Annotated in this window: 15 protein-coding genes and 1 pseudogene; 10 read left to right on the forward strand and 6 right to left on the reverse strand. The window is 60.4% G+C overall.

The annotated features are described in order from the left end of the window. Window positions 1–28 precede the first annotated feature (28 nt). The gene (lysA, locus tag GKZ67_RS01255) at window positions 29–1,234 is read right to left on the reverse strand and encodes a diaminopimelate decarboxylase (protein WP_173240804.1); all 1,206 of its coding nucleotides are present in this window, start codon (window positions 1,232–1,234) and stop codon (window positions 29–31) included. Between the two features lie 97 nt (window positions 1,235–1,331). Between lysA and GKZ67_RS01260 the strand changes: the two genes are divergently transcribed. Further along, a complete protein-coding gene (locus GKZ67_RS01260; RefSeq protein WP_173240805.1) occupies window positions 1,332–1,853 on the forward strand; it encodes a DinB family protein in 522 nt (173 codons plus the stop codon). Window positions 1,854–1,905: 52 nt separating this feature from the next. Here the strand turns inward: GKZ67_RS01260 and GKZ67_RS01265 are convergent, their stop codons facing one another. Beyond that, window positions 1,906–2,973, reverse strand: a complete 1,068-nt coding sequence (locus tag GKZ67_RS01265) for an NADH:flavin oxidoreductase/NADH oxidase (protein WP_173240806.1) — start codon at window positions 2,971–2,973, stop codon at window positions 1,906–1,908. Between the two features lie 207 nt (window positions 2,974–3,180). On the opposite strand from GKZ67_RS01265, the gene GKZ67_RS22875 reads away from it, so the two are divergent. Together GKZ67_RS22875 and GKZ67_RS01270 are read left to right on the forward strand one after the other, a co-directional pair. After that, window positions 3,181–3,474, forward strand: a complete 294-nt coding sequence (locus GKZ67_RS22875) for a hypothetical protein (protein WP_254244994.1) — start codon at window positions 3,181–3,183, stop codon at window positions 3,472–3,474. 11 nt (window positions 3,475–3,485) lie between these two features. Continuing rightward, a pseudogene (locus tag GKZ67_RS01270) lies at window positions 3,486–4,540 on the forward strand (Gfo/Idh/MocA family protein). Between the two features lie 91 nt (window positions 4,541–4,631). On the opposite strand, the gene GKZ67_RS01275 reads toward GKZ67_RS01270, so the two are convergent. Next, a complete protein-coding gene (locus tag GKZ67_RS01275; protein WP_173240807.1) occupies window positions 4,632–5,942 on the reverse strand; it encodes a hypothetical protein in 1,311 nt (436 codons plus the stop codon). Between the two features lie 366 nt (window positions 5,943–6,308). Here GKZ67_RS01275 and GKZ67_RS01280 point away from each other — a divergent pair, with 366 nt between their 5' ends. Further along, window positions 6,309–7,049 carry a pirin family protein gene (locus tag GKZ67_RS01280; protein WP_317172210.1) on the forward strand — a complete coding sequence of 247 codons (741 nt, stop codon included), beginning with the start codon at window positions 6,309–6,311 and terminating at the stop codon, window positions 7,047–7,049. Window positions 7,050–7,070: 21 nt separating this feature from the next. Here GKZ67_RS01280 and GKZ67_RS01285 read toward each other — a convergent pair whose 3' ends face one another. Further along, window positions 7,071–7,301, reverse strand: a complete 231-nt coding sequence (locus GKZ67_RS01285; RefSeq protein ID WP_173240808.1) for a hypothetical protein — start codon at window positions 7,299–7,301, stop codon at window positions 7,071–7,073. Between the two features lie 21 nt (window positions 7,302–7,322). On the opposite strand from GKZ67_RS01285, the gene GKZ67_RS01290 reads away from it, so the two are divergent. From GKZ67_RS01290 to GKZ67_RS22340, 6 genes are all read left to right on the forward strand, one after another. Beyond that, window positions 7,323–8,210: a prephenate dehydratase gene (locus tag GKZ67_RS01290; RefSeq protein ID WP_173240809.1), complete on the forward strand. Its 888-nt coding sequence runs from the start codon at window positions 7,323–7,325 to the stop codon at window positions 8,208–8,210. A gap of 85 nt (window positions 8,211–8,295) precedes the next feature. Then, window positions 8,296–9,504, forward strand: coding sequence for a pyridoxal phosphate-dependent aminotransferase (locus tag GKZ67_RS01295; RefSeq protein WP_173240810.1), 1,209 nt, complete (start codon window positions 8,296–8,298; stop codon window positions 9,502–9,504). Window positions 9,505–9,560: 56 nt separating this feature from the next. Continuing rightward, complete coding sequence (locus GKZ67_RS01300; RefSeq protein WP_173240811.1) at window positions 9,561–10,409, forward strand: prephenate dehydrogenase; 849 nt, start codon at window positions 9,561–9,563, stop codon at window positions 10,407–10,409. A 156-nt stretch (window positions 10,410–10,565) separates the two neighbouring features. Continuing rightward, a complete protein-coding gene (locus GKZ67_RS01305; protein WP_173240812.1) occupies window positions 10,566–11,636 on the forward strand; it encodes a chorismate mutase in 1,071 nt (356 codons plus the stop codon). A 28-nt stretch (window positions 11,637–11,664) separates the two neighbouring features. Beyond that, entirely contained in the window at window positions 11,665–12,324 is a 660-nt protein-coding gene (locus GKZ67_RS22335) for an acetamidase/formamidase family protein (RefSeq protein WP_217278661.1), read from the forward strand. After that, window positions 12,294–12,701, forward strand: a complete 408-nt coding sequence (locus tag GKZ67_RS22340; RefSeq protein ID WP_254244996.1) for an acetamidase/formamidase family protein — start codon at window positions 12,294–12,296, stop codon at window positions 12,699–12,701. The genes GKZ67_RS22335 and GKZ67_RS22340 overlap by 31 nt, the downstream gene beginning before the upstream one ends. A 78-nt stretch (window positions 12,702–12,779) precedes the next feature. Here the strand turns inward: GKZ67_RS22340 and GKZ67_RS01315 are convergent, their stop codons facing one another. Further along, entirely contained in the window at window positions 12,780–13,874 is a 1,095-nt protein-coding gene (locus GKZ67_RS01315; RefSeq protein WP_173240813.1) for an alpha/beta fold hydrolase, read from the reverse strand. A gap of 80 nt (window positions 13,875–13,954) precedes the next feature. After that, entirely contained in the window at window positions 13,955–14,950 is a 996-nt protein-coding gene (locus tag GKZ67_RS01320) for a DUF1028 domain-containing protein (RefSeq protein WP_173240814.1), read from the reverse strand. Window positions 14,951–14,968: the final 18 nt, after the last annotated feature.

The following is a 14,968-nucleotide window of genomic DNA, read 5'->3' on the forward strand; positions in this document are numbered from 1 at the left end:
CGCCTTTAGCTGCTCGAATACTTTATAGCTATAACTGCCCGGCCAGCAAATCCTCAAACGTCTGGCGGCGGCGAATGAGGCGGGGAGGCTGCTCCCCATCAAGCAGCACCTCGGCGGGGCGCAGGCGCGAGTTGAACGAGCTGCTCATCTCGAAGCCGTAGGCCCCGGCATTGTGAAACGCCAGAATATCGCCCTCGTGAATCTCGGGCAGCAGGCGGTCCCAGGCAAAGGTGTCGGTTTCGCAGATGTTGCCTACTACCGTGTACAGGCGCTCCGGGCCTTTGGGGTTCGAGAGGTTACTGATGTAGTGGTACGCCTCGTACATCATGGGCCGGATGAGGTGGTTAAAACCCGAATTGACGCCCGCAAATACCGTGGCCGTGGTGTGCTTTACCGTCGAAACCTCGACCAGTAGGTAGCCGCTTTCGCTCACCAGGTACTTGCCGGGCTCAAACCAGGCTTCGAGCGGCCGGCCGTACTCGTGCTCAAACTCTTTGAAAGCGGCCGCCACTTGCTGGCCCAGGCCGTTTACGTCGGTTTCAGGGTCGCCGGGCTTGTAAGGCACTTTAAAGCCGGAGCCCAGGTCCAGAAAATCGAGATTCGGAAAGCGACGGGCCGCCTCGAAAATGACGTCGAGCACTCGCAAAAACACGCTCAGGTCTTTAATCTCGGAGCCCGTGTGCATGTGCAGGCCGCGCACGTGCAGGCCGGTGCCTTTCACCACGCGCTCAAGGTGGCGCAGCTGGTGAATGCTGATGCCAAACTTGCTGTCGATGTGGCCGGTCGATATTTTATAGTTGCCGCCCGCCTCAATGTGCGGGTTCAGGCGCACACAAACCGGGTACGAGCCGCCAAACGTAGCCCCGAAGCGCTCAAGCAGCGACAGGTTATCAATATTGAGATTAACGCCCAGGTCTTTCGCTTCTACCAGTTCCTCAAAGGCCACGCTGTTGGGCGTAAACAGAATATTCTCGGGCGCGAAGCCTACGTGCAGCCCCAGCTTTACCTCATTGATACTCACGCAGTCGAGGCCTGCGCCTTCTGCCAGCAGCACTTTCAGGATGGCCACGTTGGTAAGCGCTTTGCAGGCGTAAAAAAACCGCGTGGGGTGAGCGCTGAAAGCAGTAGTAAGCTTTTGATACTGAGCCCGGATAGTATCGGCCTGGTACACATAAAGCGGAGTGCCAAACTGCGCGGCGGCAGCCAGTAGGGTAGAAGCAGGAAGTGCAGACATAAGTACGGGCAAAAATACGACCGAAGGCGGCCTGTTTAATGGCCAGGGCCCGGCCCAAATACCCTGCCGATTGTTATTTCCGAAAAAAGTCAAGCCTATGCCTTCATCCAAGCCTCAGCCCCTGCCCGAAGTGTGGCTGCGCGGCCCCCTGCCCAACGTGCCGCCGCTGCTCCAGCCGGTAGCCCATGCGCTGCTGCAGGCCCGCGAAGAAGTAGCCGAAATTATGGCCGGCTTTCCGGCCGGGAAGCTGGCCGAACGGCCGCTGGGGCTGGCCTCAGTGGGCTTTCACCTGCGGCATCTGGCGGGCGTGCTCGACCGCACCTTCACGTATGCCTTGGGTGAGACGCTAACCGAAAGCCAGCTAGCCTACCTGACCGCCGAGGGCCAGCCACCCACGCACTTGGGTGCCGCCCTGGAGCTGACGCAGGCATTTGACAGGCAGGTAGATAAGGCACTTGCCCAACTTGTGGCTACTGCCGAAAGTACGCTGTCCGAGTGGCGCGGCGTGGGTCGGGCGCAGCTGCCGAGCACCGTTATTGGCTTATTGGTGCACGCCGCCGAGCACACCACGCGCCACGTGGGGCAGCTGCTGGTAACGGCGCGGGTGGTAACCAGCTAAAGCCAAGCCAGCCGCTACCTGCTGTTCACGGGTAGCGGCTCTTGCCAACTGCTTACTTCGTTCTCGGCCTGGCGCGCTCGTACTGTACGGGCCAGGCCAGCTCAGCGCCCAGCTCGTGCGCAGCGCGCAACGGGAAATAAGGTTCACGGAGCTCCTCACGGGCCAGCAGCACGAGGTCGGCCTGGCCGCCGGCTACAATCGCCTCTGCCTCGGCGGGCGTGGTGATGAGGCCCACGGCGCCGGTCGGTACGCCGGCTTCGCGCCGGATGCGCGCAGCAAACTCAACCTGGTAGCCGGGCCCGACCGGAATTTTGGCCGTGACCACGTTGCCGCCCGTTGAGCAGTCAATCAAATCGACCCCTTGATTTTTGAGAAGAGCAGCCAGCTGCACCGACTCGTCGGCCGACCAGCCGCCTTCGGCCCAGTCGGTAGCCGAGATGCGCACCAGCAGCGGCAGGCTCTCGGGCAGCACCTGGCGCACGGCAGCCACCACTTCGAGCAGCAGGCGAATGCGGTTTTCAAACGAGCCGCCGTAGGCATCCGTACGCTGATTGCTGAGCGGCGACAAAAACTGGTGCAGTAAATAGCCGTGCGCGGCGTGCAATTCAATCACTTTAAAGCCCGCCGCCAGCGCCCGCTCGGTAGCGCTGCGAAAATCGGCAATGACTTTTTGAATGCCGGCTTGCGTGAGCGCCACCGGCTGCGGGTAGTTGCCGGTAAAAGCTACCGCGCTGGGTGCTACCACCGGCCAGCCGCCTTCGGCCACGGCGCCGCTGCCTTTCCAGGGCGCGTAGGTGCTGGCTTTGCGACCGGCATGGGCCAGCTGCACGCCGGGTACGCAGCCCTGGGATTCTATAAAGGAGTTGATATGCTTTAAAAACCCTATGTGCTCATCCTGCCAGATGCCCAGGTCGTCGGGCGTGATGCGGCCCTCGGGCGAGACGGCCGTGGCCTCCACGATGATAAGGCTGGCCCCGCCCACGGCCCGGCTGCCTAGATGCACGAAGTGCCAGTCGTTGGCAAAGCCATCCACGGCGCTGTACTGGCACATGGGCGATACCACAATTCTATTCTTAAGCGTGAGGCCGCGCAGACTAAGCGGCTCGAACAATGCAGGCATAAAATGCTGGTAAATTGATGATTAGTCAGTGATTGAGGGGCGAGAAGCAAACGGCTGAAGTCAGTAAAAGCCCTGACTATTCTTCCCTAACCGCTAACCATTGCCTGGGGTTGCCACAGTTGGGCTTACTCGCCGTTCGGCAACACTTTACGCCTTCGGGTACGTACAGACAGGCCACGCTAACAGCTCAAATACAGTAAATTCACTATGTTTCAGGAAAATTCCACCGCTGCGGCCCTCGACCAGATGGCCGCCCAAACCCAGGCGGTTACCAGCTGCGATACCTCGCGCCGCCAGTTTATCAACCATGCCGGGCGCGGCCTGCTGGCGGTAGGCGTGGCCACGGCCTTGCCGCTGGCCTCGGCCGAGGCCGGCGACCTTGGCGGCCTGGGCCTGCCGCCCGCCACTGGTCCGCTCGACGTGAAGCTGCCATCGCTTTCGGCCCCACCGACCCCAAGTCGGAAGACCCTTTCAACCCCGATGCGCCCGACCGGCGGGTAGGCTTTGCCATTGTGGGACTGGGACGGCTCGCGCTCACCGAGATTTTGCCTGCCTTTGGCAAAAGCAAGCATGCCCGGCCCGTGGCGCTGGTGAGCGGCGATGCCGATAAGATGAGCAAAGTGGCGCAGCAATACGGTATTAAGGCAAGCAGCTGCTACTCGTACCAGACCTACGACAATCTCAAAAACAATCCTGAAGTCGAGGTTATCTACATTGTGCTGCCCAATGCGCTGCACCACGAGTACACGCTGCGCGGCGCCAGGGCCGGCAAGCATATTCTTTGTGAAAAGCCAATGGCGACGTCGGTCAAAGAGTGCGAAGAGATGATTGCAGCCTGCCAGAAAGCCGGCAAAAAGCTCATGATTGCCTACCGTATCCAGTACGAGCCGCTCAACCGCATGGCGCAGAAGGCAGTGCGCGAAAAAACCTACGGTACTACCAAGCTCATCCAGATGATGAACTGCCAGAATGAGGCCCACGACCAGCAGTGGCGCCACAAAAAGGCGCTGGCCGGCGGCGGCTCGCTGCCAGACGTGGGTCTGTACTGCCTCAACACCACGCGCTTTCTGTTGGGCGAAGAGCCCACCGAAGTTTCGGCCCAGATTTATAGCACGCCCGGCGACGACCGATTCAAGGAAATCGAAGAGAATGTGAGCTTTACCCTGCGCTTTCCCAGCGGTGTTATCTCGCAGTGCATAAGCGGCTACGGCACGTTTAATGCGAAAAGCTACGCCGTGCACGCCGAAACGGGCACCATTAAAATGGACCCGGCTTTCTCTTATAATGGCCTGGCCCAGGAGCGCGAGCATGCCCCCGGCGGCAAGCAAACCACCGAAAAGCCCAGTAATCCCGGCAAAGACCAGTTTGCCCTCGAAATGGACCACATGGCCGAGTGCGTGCGCCAGAATAAAACGCCTTACACCCCGGCGAAGAAGGCCTTCAGGACCAGCGCATTATGGAAGCTGTCTATCAGTCGGCCAAAGAAAACCGGCCCGTAAAGCTGACCATTGGCGTGGGTAAAACGGATGCCTTTCGCGGCACGCCGCCTAGCGAAGAAGCCAGCTAGCAGCGGCACTTACTAAGTGAAAGCCAGGTCTGAAGCCGTACAGGATTAACCCAGCTTCCAGGCGCCAGGGATAGTAAATAATTGATAATAGTTATTTGCTATCCCTGGCGTCTGTATTTGTATTAAGGCGATAGCCAAGCGTGGCGCTTACGCTCCACATCGCCCCGGCGTACTGAAGTAAATGAGTATTGCCGCGTACCTGCCAGCCCAGCGTATCCTCGTAATAGCCTGTTCCTGCAGCCTGACCGGTCAGCGTCAGGGTAAGTCGTTGCTGACGGACACCAGCCTCCAGATAGCAGAGAAAACCGTCGTTGCCGTTTAAAAAAGAATCGCTTGCGGTGCCATATTTCAGCGAAGACTTATAGCTGAGTGTAAAGCTGTGGCCCGCGCCGATACCTCCAAAAAACTGGCGCTTTCGCTGGCTTAGTGCAGAGAAAAAGCGCAGTCCTACGCGTAGCTGAGCTTGTGTACCCAGCCACTCGTAGCTTCCCGCTGAGGTAGTAGGGCTGGCCGCAAATTCCTGCTGACTCCCAAATCGGTTGAGCGTTGCCTCGCTGTGCAGCGCCAGTACGCGCCCGGCATGTAGCGCATCGACATACAGACCACCCACTGGGTGTAGGCGGTGGTCAAGGTTAAGACCATCCAGACTCGAAGCTATAGTGCTGATGTAGTTACTGAGGGTAAAACTATTGAATTGTATTCCGCCCAATACGCCAACGTTCCAGGCCATCTTGGTTCCAGGTTTGGTGAGCGAATACGGAGTGCTGCCCAGGCTATGACTGGCCGAGCACTGCTGGTTGTAGGCCTGTACCACGTCAACCAGGCCTGCAACTGTAAACCGTGCGTGCTCAGCTGCTTGCACAGCGGCAGCGCAATCGCCGAAGTACAGTTGAAGCTGGCCCACGTAATTATTGCCATTCATAATGCTGACGCCATTTTTACTCAGGTAGAGGCGTTCGGTCAGCTCCAGATAGCTGGCGGTTTCCCGCCGCACGAAATAATGGGTGGCGCCCATTCGCTCCACGCGCAATAGCGAAGCCGGACCTTCTAACAATACTTCGGCAAAAAGCGGGGTGTATTTCTGGGAAATGCGCATGCCCCGTGTGAGCTGATTGGTGCGCGTTTCGGCATACACATCAAACAGAAAGATATCGTAGAGAAATTGCCGGCCGCTGGCGAGGCAGAGCTTTCGTAGCTGTTCGGGCTTGTAGCCGACGATAGCGCCCGTTGCCGTTGGCCGGAAACGCACCTCTTTCGGGCTGGTTTCCCAGAACCGGTTCTCGATTTCGCCCCGTAAAGTATCGCCGTTGCTTACTATTAAATAGCCGGGCTCGAAGGATTGCGCCCGCGCTGCGCCAGCCAGTAATAGGCAGCTAATCAGGAGTATTGTTTGACGTATCAAGTAGGTGTATAGGTAAAATTAAAGCGCTAGCTCTGAGGGGGAAAGCCAGGTGAAAATGCGTCACTACCGGCGGCCGTTGCTGCAAATCGTCCGGCTGCTTTGAGCAGCCAAGTTAGCTACCAAACTAGTATATAGTTGATTCCTGCGTAAGCTGTGGCCAAGCTGCCAACGTTCCGGTCAGCTAGCGGTTGTAAGGCGGCAAGGGCGTACTACCGACTTTGTACTCCCATTAACCAGCCGCTCTTGTCAGAAGCCAATGCGCACCGTCGTTAAAAAGCACCGGGCCGTAAACGCCCCATTGCCGACCTGGTTACTTACCGGGCAATTCCCACGCAATCAGTCGAGTATATCGACCCGTTCCTGTTTTTGAATCACCACGGCCCGCAGGTTTACCAGCCCCGAAACAACGGCCTGCCCTTCGGCCCGCACCCGCACCGGGGCTTCGAGACGGTCACGTTTATTCTGGAGGGCGATATTCTGCACAAAGACAGCAGCGGCCACGAGAGCGTGATTGAGGCCGGCGGCATTCAGTGGATGACGGCCGGCTCCGGCCTGATTCACGCTGAGGTATCTTCCAATCATTTCAAGCAAACGGGCGGGCCGCTGGAAATTTTGCAGCTTTGGGTAAACCTGCCGGCCAGGTACAAGATGACCGAGCCGCGCTACATTGGCTTGCAGCAGCGCGAGATACCGACAGCTACACCGGCCGATGGGGTAACGCTGCACGTTGTATCGGGCAGCTGGGGCGGCACGGCCGGGCCCGTGCACCCGCTGGCCGATGTAGCCTTAGCCTGGGCCGATTTTAGCGCCGGAGCGGTTATTACGCTGCCTGTTGCGGCCAGCCGTAGCATCTTTTTTTACGTGGTGCGCGGCAGCGTGCGCGTAAATGGTACCGAAGCCTTTGCCCGCGAGCTGGTCGAGTTCAACTACGATGGCGAGGAGCTGGCTATTGAAGCCCTGACCGACAGCGTGTTGCTGCTAGGCCATGCCCAGCCGTTTGGCGAGCCCGTGGTTTCAGCGGGGCCATTTGTAATGAACACGGAGGGCGAAATACGGCAGGCCTATGCCGATTATCAGCAAGGAAAGTTTGGTAGCTGGAACGGATAAAGTATTCGTGCGCGGCCAGCTTCATTTGCTGAATTGGAATTTCTGCCTACCTTGCTGCCCAATTCGACCAGTATCATGTTCGCTGCCCGCTATTATTTTGGTTACTTCTATTTTACGCCGCCCGCGTAGAACGAGTCGCCATGTAGCTAAACCAGTGAAAGTTAGCAGCGCCACTCGTTCCGCGAGTGGCGCTTTTTTTATGCTTTTTTCCACCAAGCCCATTTCAAGGTCAGCCAGCAGCTTATCATTCATAACGTCTAACTCATAGCTAAAATGCGCGTTGCTATTCAAGGTTTTAGGGGAAGTTTTCACGAAGTAGCGGCCCGCCAGTATTTCGACGCCGCGCCCACGCTGAACTTCTGCGCCACGTTTGGTGAGGTAGTGGCCCAGGTTGCCAACGGCCGCGCCGACGCCGGCCTGATGGCCATGGAAAACTCGCTGGCAGGCAGCATTCTGCCTAATTATCTGCTGCTGGAGCGGGGCGACCTGGTTATCACGGGCGAGGTGTACCTGCCCATTCAGCAGCACCTGCTGGCGCTGCCCGGAACTGCGCTGGCCGAAGTGCGGGCCGTGCATTCGCACCCGATGGCCTTACGTCAGTGCGGCGATTTTCTGAGTCGGTTTCCGCAGTGGCAGCTTGTCGAAACCGAAGATACCGGCCTCAGTGCCCAGCTGCTGGCCGAGCGTCGCCCGCCGGGCGTGGCCGTGGTGGCCGGAGCGCAGGCCGCCGAAGCTTTTGGCCTGCAAGTACTGGCCCCCTCCATCAACGACGACCCAAATAACTATACCCGTTTTCTGCTAGTAGAGCGCGCCGCCGAGGCCCAACCGGTGGCCCGGCCCGACAAGGCTTCACTGTATTTCTACACTGCGCACGCGCCGGGCCAACTGGCGCGGGTGCTCACGCTGGTAGCCAGCCACGGCTTGAATCTGAGTAAGCTGCAGTCGTGCCCGCGCCCCAGCCAGCCCTGGCACTACGGCTTCCATGCCGACTTGGAGTTTGAGGTGCTGGCCCAGCTGGAACTGCTGCTCGCCGAGCTGCCCGCCGTGACGGAAGAGCTGCGCGTGCTGGGTCGGTACCGGCGCGGCAGTATGGAGTTTGGAGAAGAAATGGTAAAAGAACGTCATGCTGAACGCAGGGAAGCATCACGCGGGCAGCAGTAAATCAATCATTAAATTATCCCGAGCGATGCGAGCAAGATGCTGCCCTGCGTTCAGCATTATATTGTGAATATCCTATTTAGTTACTATGCAAGTCACCACCGCCAGCCGCCTGGCCCATACCGGCGAATACTACTTCTCGCGCAAGCTGCGCGAGCTGGCTGCCCTCAATGCTGCCGGGGCCAATATTATCAGCCTCGGTATCGGCAGCCCCGATTTGCCCCCGCACCCGAGCGTGGTGGCCGCCCTGGCCGCCACCGCCGCCCAGCCCAACGCCCACGGCTATCAGAGCTACCAGGGTACGCCGGCGTTGCGGCAGGCGATGGCCGGTTTTTACCAGACGCACTACGGCGTAACGCTCGACCCTGCCACGGAAGTGCTGCCCCTGGCGGGCTCCAAGGAAGGCCTGATGCACATCGGCATGACCTTTCTGGAAGCCGGCGATGCGGTGCTCATTCCCAACCCCGGCTATCCAACTTACCGGGCGGTGGCCGAAATCTGCGGGGCCGAGGTGCGGGAGTACGACCTGACCGCTGCCACCGGCTGGCTGCCCGATTTGGACGCACTGGCCCAATGCGACTTATCGCGGGTGAAGCTGATGCTGGTGAACTACCCGCACATGCCAACGGGCACGCCGGCCAGTCCGGAGTTTCTGGCCCGGCTGGTGGCGTTTGCCGCGGCGCACAGCATTATGCTGGTGCATGATAATCCGTATGGCTTTGTGCTGAACGAGACGCCGCCTATGAGCCTGCTGGCCGTGCCCGGTGCCCGCGAAGTAGCGTTGGAATTGAATTCCCTGAGCAAGTCGCACAACCTGGCCGGCTGGCGCGTAGGGATGCTGGTAGGCCGCGCCGACTGGCTGACCGAGGTGCTGCGCTTCAAGAGCAACATGGATTCGGGGATGTTTCTGGGTACTCAGCAGGCGGCCGTAGTGGCCCTGGCGCTCGGACCAGCCTGGTTTGCGGAGCTGAACGCCACCTACCGCGCCCGCCGCGAGCTGGTACGCGAGCTGCTGGCCGCGCTGGGCTGCGAAGCCGCGCCCGGCCAGACAGGCCTGTTTATCTGGGCTGCCGTGCCATCATCGCAGTATGCCGATGGCTATGCCCTAAGCGACGCCGTGCTGGCCGAAGCGCGGGTGTTTCTGACGCCCGGCGGCATCTTCGGCAGCAATGGCAACGGCTACGTGCGGGCCAGCCTCTGCCAGCCCGCAAGCGTGCTGCGCGAGGCGCTGGCCCGCGTAAAAAACCAAAAAGAACGTCAGGCGGAGCTTGCCGAAGCAGCTCGGGTGGCGCACTAATCAACTTATTTAAGGAGGCGCGCTGCTTTTGCAAGCTCCGCATGAAGTTCTGTATAATGACTATTACTATTATTGGTCTGGGCTTAATTGGCGGCTCGCTAGCTCTGAGCCTGCGCCAGCACGGTCTGGCCAGCCGGCTCATCGGCGTGGAGGCCAACCCGGCCTACGCCCGCCGGGCGCTGGAGTTGGGCCTGGTCGATGAAATCGGCTCCGACCTGGCGGCCGCCGTAGCCCCGGCCGCCCTCATCATCGTGGCCGTGCCGATGGATGCCATGCTGGCGGTGCTCCCGCAGGTACTCGATTTAGCTACTGACCAGCAAATTGTTATCGACGTGGGCTCGACCAAGGGCAACCTGCTGGCGGCCGTGGCCGGGCACCCGCGCCGGGGCCGCTTTGTGGCCGTGCACCCGATGGCCGGCACCGAATACTCGGGGCCCGACGCGGCCGTGCGTGGCTTGTTTGAGGGCAAGACGCTGGTGGTCTGCGCTGCCGAAGCCAGCGACCCCGATGCGGTGGCCACGGTCGAAACGCTGTTCCGGGCCCTGCCCATGCGGGTGCTGCACCTCGGCGCGGCCGACCACGACCTGCACACGGCCTACGTGTCGCACATCTCACACCTTACCTCTTTTGCGCTGGCCCTCACGGTTTTGGAGAAAGAGCAACGCGGCGAGCAGCGCATCTTCGACCTAGCGGGTGGCGGCTTTGCCTCCACGGTGCGCCTGGCCAAGAGCGCGCCGGCTACCTGGGTACCCATCTTCCGCCAAAACCGGGAAAACGTGCTCGACGTGCTCGACGAACACCTTTTGCAATTGAATAAGCTGCGCGAGCTGCTGGCCAGCGAGGACTACGCCGGACTTACCAGGCAGCTGGAGCACGCCAACGAAATAAAAAAAATAATTCCGTGAAAAAGTAGCGTGGACTCTGCGAGTCCGCGACGAGCGCAGCGAGTATCGTCGCCTGCCTGCTACCTAACGCCATTCAATTATCATTCACCGGTGCGGCCGACGATACTCGCTGCGCTCGTCGCGGACTCGCAGAGTCCACGCTACTTTTCTCCCCTTATGTTCAACGACCTTTTTAACCGCAAGCCCGAGGATAAGCCTTTCCTCATCTCCGGCCCGTGCTCGGCCGAAACCGAAGCCCAGGTACTCGAAACCTGCCAGCGCCTGGCGGCTACCGGCAAGGTGCAGGCCCTGCGCGCCGGCATCTGGAAACCCCGCACCAAGCCCGGCGGGTTCGAGGGCGTAGGCGCCAAGGGCTTGCCCTGGCTCAAGAAAGCCAGCGAGCTAACCGGCCTGCCGGTAGCCGTGGAAGTAGCCACGGCCAAGCACGTCGAAGACTGCCTGGCTTTCGGCGTCGACCTGGTGTGGGTAGGGGCGCGCACCACCGGCAACCCGTTTTCGGTGCAGGAAATCGCCAATGCCCTGCGCGGCGTGGAAATTCCCGTGCTGGTCAAGAACCCGATTCACCCCGAGCTGGAGCTGTGGATTGGAGCCATCGAGCGCCTGCAAAAGGCTGGCTTGAAGCAGGTCGGCATGATTCACCGGGGCTTTTCGAGCTACGGCAACACCGACTTCCGCAACGCGCCCATGTGGCACCTGCCCATCGAGATGAAGCGCCGGCTGCCCGACATGCCCATCCTCAACGACCCCAGCCACATCTGCGGGCGGCGCGATACGCTGTTTGGCGTGGCCCAGAAAGCACTCGACCTCGACTTCGACGGGACGATGATTGAGAGCCATATCGACCCCGACAACGCCTGGAGCGATGCCAAGCAGCAAATCACGCCCGAGGTACTGGGCCAGCTCATCCACGACCTGGTGTGGCGCCACGAAACCACTGACAAGCAAGAGTTTCTAAGCGCACTCGCCGGCTTGCGCGAACAAATCAATAACCTCGACGCCGAGGTTATTCAGCTGCTGGGCCGGCGCATGGCCGTGGCCGAGAAAATCGGGCAGTACAAAAAGGAAAATGACATCACCATCCTGCAAACCGGCCGCCTTAATGAGATTCTGGAGCGTAGCAAGCGCCAGGGCGCACAAGTGGGCCTGACGGCCGAGTTTGTGGAGCGCTACATGGAAGCCGTTCACCTCGAGTCGGTTATGCGCCAGGAGAAGGTGATGAACGGGTAAGCTGACATTCGTAGCGTATTTTTCAGCCATGAAACTAACTATCCGCTTTATTACCCTGGCTTTTGGCCTGTTACTAGCTGCCAGCGCCCAGGCGCAGCACCTGCCTAAGGCGCAGCACGAGCTGCTGGCTACGCCTGCTATGGTGGCCTGGGGCTACTACGACGCCGCTGCCCAGCCGGTGCTGCGCATTAAGTCGGGCGAAACGGTGCAGGTGCACACGCTGCTCACGTCGAGCCCCACGCGCCTCGAAGGGGCGGGCGTGGCCCCGGCGCAAGTCGAGCAGTCGCTGCGCGATATATATGAAAAAGTAACTAATAAAGGGCCGGGCGGACACATCCTCACCGGGCCGATTTTTGTGGAAGGAGCCGAGCCGGGCGACGTGCTGGAAGTGCGCATCAAGGCCATTGAGCTGGCCATCCCGTACGCCTACAATGGCTTCGGGCCCAAGAGCGGCTTTATTCCGGAAGACTTCGGCTACGCCAAAATGAAGATTATTCCGCTCGATAAGAAGCGGATGGTAGCCGATTTTGCCCCAGGAATTGAAGTGCCGCTGCACCCGTTTTTTGGCAGTATGGGCGTGGCGCCGCCGCCCGCCGCAGGGCGCGTGAACAGTGCGCCCCCGGGACGTTTGGCGGTAATCTCGATAATAAAGACCTGGTGGTCGGCACCACGCTCTTTCTGCCGGTGAGCGCGCCGGGAGCTCTATTTTTCGTGGGCGACGGCCACGCCGGCCAGGGCAACGGCGAAGTCGACATCACCGCGCTCGAAACCTCGCTGATTGGTAACCTGGAGTTTATTGTGCACAAAGACATGCACCTGACTGTGCCCCGCGCCGAAACGCCGACGCAATACATCAGCATGGGCCTCAACGAAGACCTGACGCTGGCGGCCAAACAGGCAGTGCGCGAAATGATTGATTTCCTGATGAAAACCAAGGGAATGACCAAAGACGACGCCTACATGCTGTGCAGCGTGGCCGGCGACCTCAACGTGACGCAGGTGGTCGATGGCACGCGCGGCGCGCATATGCTGCTGCCCAAAAGCATTTTTGGCAAAGCGAAGTAGCGTGGACTCTGCGAGTCCGCGCGTTGCTTCGTTGAACAACGTTCTCGCACGCGGACTCGCAGAGTCCACGCTACAGCGCTACTTGCCCGCCAGAAACTTTCCGATATTCTCGTTCAAAAACTTAGCATCAGCCGGGTTGCTGGCCGCGCCCGCGGTGTGGCCCCACAGCGACGGAATGGGCAGCAGCTGCACGCCTGGAATAAACGCCGCCTCGTAGCGCGCATCGCCCACCGGGAAGTACAAATCCGTGGCGGAAGGCATGTACAGAATGGGCACCTTGATACTGCGCAGTGCTTTCTCCACGTCGCCGCCGAAGCCCGGCGTGGTGCCTACGTTGTGGTATTCCCAGGTACGCATCTGGGCGATGAGGTCGTTGGCATCGGCCCCCGGAATAAAGTGGGTGCGGAAGTTGTTGAGCACCTGCTCGAAGGTGGTGCCGGGCTTCTCATCGCTGCGCCACAGCTCTTTACGCCACCACTCCTGCGAAAAGAGCCAGCCCGTCCAGACCGTGGCAAATGCCTCCAGGCCCTTGGTGGGCGGGGCGGTATAGTCGCCGTTTTTAAACGCCTCATCGGCGGTGAGGGCCGCAATCTGGCCCTCAAGGCGCACCACACCGTGCGGGTAGTTCTTGGCCGTACCCGAAGTCGCTACGATGCGGTCGGCAAAAGTCGGGTAGCTCACCGCCCACTGAAACGCCTGCTCGGCACCCATCGAAAAGCCGATAAGGGCGCGCAGGTGCGTTATCTTCAGCTCCTTGGTCAGAAGCTCATGCACGGCCTGCACGTTGTCGCGGATGGTCATGACCGGAAAGCGGGGCCCGTGAAACGGCTCGGGCGTGTTGCTGGGCGACGACGAGTGGCCGTTGCCAAACAGCTCGGTCGTGACCAGGAACAGCTTGGTGGTATCCAGGCATTTGCCGGGGCCAATCAGCCACTCGTAGCCCCGGTGCCCGGCCATGTAGTGCGAGGGCAGCAGCACAGCATTGTCGCGCTTGGCGTTGAGGTGCCCGTAGGTGCCGTAGCCGACCAGCGCCTGGGGCAATACCGTGCCGCTCTCGGTTTTAAAATTGGTAAGGGTGAAGAAGTGGTGCGGAACTTTGTTGGCCGCAGGCTTGGTCTGGGCCCGGGCCGCGAGGCTGGCTACGGCGAGGAAGAGAAGTAGGAGATGGCGCATAGGGAGAGAAGGTAAAAATTTAAAGCAAGAACGTCATGCTGCCCGCAGCATGACGTTCTTTAATCTTAGTAGTAGGTAGCTTACTTCAGCGCCAGAATCTGCTTCAGCTCGGCCGGGCTTACCGTCAGCAAGCCCACTTTGGGCAGACGCTCGGTGAGTGTCCGCCAGTTGGGCTCCTGCTGGAAAATGGGCTTCAGCAAAGCCAGCGCGGCGGGTACCTGCTGCTTGTTGGCCAGCGTAATGGCGTGCCAGTACTTCATCTCCAGGTTTTTAGGAAACATCTTCTCGGCGGCCTGGTATTCCTGAATTGCCTTCGGCATGTCGTTTTTCTCCACGGCCAGGTCACCGGCGTTCATGTGGTCGTAGGCGCGGTGCAGGCTCAGCAGGCGGCGCAGCTCCACCAGCGGCTTGTCGGCATCGTCGACGCGCAAGTCCACGAGGCGGTCGGCCCAGGGGCCTTCGGTGGTGGTGCCGCGCACCACGAGCAGCGCGGCCGACTGCCGGCCCCGGATATCGCCTCCGGCGGCCTGGGCCGCGTCGAGGGCGGCCAGTACGCGCTCGGCCAGCGGCAGGGCGGCGTTGGCTTCGTAGGCTTTGGCCATGGCACCCCACACGGTATTATTCAGCATCATATTGGCCTGTACCGAGAACTGCGCGCCCTGCTGGTGGCCGGCCATATCGACGCACTTTTTGCCGGTGTGGGTAGCCACGCGGCCTTGGTTGTCGAGAATAGCGACCTGGCGTACGTCGCGGCCTTCGTCGGCGGCCAGCAGCTCATCCAGCGCCTGCTGGGCCGACTTGCCGCTCTTCAGCAAAGCCAGGCCGCGCAGGCCGAACGACTTATTGGTAAACGACTGAGTGGCCACTACGCCCACGCCGGCCTCGCCCCAGCTGACGGAAGTGCCCACCGAAAACCAGTGGCTTTGCACGGCCACGGCCATTTCGCCGGTCTTGGGGTCGCGCGCCACGATGCTGAAGGTGTGGGCCAGCGGGTCGGTGGCTGAGTAGATGGATTGGGCGTGGGCCAGCTGGCCCAGCAGCAGGGCCCCGCAAAAGAGAAGTAGTTTGTGCAACATAAGCGAAAAGAGAAAAGC

Origin of the sequence: Hymenobacter sp. BRD67, from assembly GCF_013256425.1 — a bacterium.
In the GTDB taxonomy this organism is placed as follows: Bacteria; Bacteroidota; Bacteroidia; order Cytophagales; family Hymenobacteraceae; genus Hymenobacter.

Bases quoted from the DNA above. Each gene is read 5' to 3' on its own strand.
- lysA (WP_173240804.1), bottom strand. From the start codon at position 1,234: ATGTCTGCACTTCCTGCTTCTACCCTACTGGCTGCCGCCGCGCAGTTT.
- GKZ67_RS01260 (WP_173240805.1), top strand. From the start codon at position 1,332: ATGCCTTCATCCAAGCCTCAGCCCCTGCCCGAAGTGTGGCTGCGCGGC.
- GKZ67_RS01265 (WP_173240806.1), bottom strand. From the start codon at position 2,973: ATGCCTGCATTGTTCGAGCCGCTTAGTCTGCGCGGCCTCACGCTTAAG.
- GKZ67_RS22875 (WP_254244994.1), top strand. From the start codon at position 3,181: ATGTTTCAGGAAAATTCCACCGCTGCGGCCCTCGACCAGATGGCCGCC.
- GKZ67_RS01285 (WP_173240808.1), bottom strand. From the start codon at position 7,301: ATGAATGATAAGCTGCTGGCTGACCTTGAAATGGGCTTGGTGGAAAAA.
- GKZ67_RS01290 (WP_173240809.1), top strand. From the start codon at position 7,323: ATGCGCGTTGCTATTCAAGGTTTTAGGGGAAGTTTTCACGAAGTAGCG.
- GKZ67_RS01295 (WP_173240810.1), top strand. From the start codon at position 8,296: ATGCAAGTCACCACCGCCAGCCGCCTGGCCCATACCGGCGAATACTAC.
- GKZ67_RS01300 (WP_173240811.1), top strand. From the start codon at position 9,561: ATGACTATTACTATTATTGGTCTGGGCTTAATTGGCGGCTCGCTAGCT.
- GKZ67_RS01305 (WP_173240812.1), top strand. From the start codon at position 10,566: ATGTTCAACGACCTTTTTAACCGCAAGCCCGAGGATAAGCCTTTCCTC.
- GKZ67_RS22335 (WP_217278661.1), top strand. From the start codon at position 11,665: ATGAAACTAACTATCCGCTTTATTACCCTGGCTTTTGGCCTGTTACTA.
- GKZ67_RS01315 (WP_173240813.1), bottom strand. From the start codon at position 13,874: ATGCGCCATCTCCTACTTCTCTTCCTCGCCGTAGCCAGCCTCGCGGCC.
- GKZ67_RS01320 (WP_173240814.1), bottom strand. From the start codon at position 14,950: ATGTTGCACAAACTACTTCTCTTTTGCGGGGCCCTGCTGCTGGGCCAG.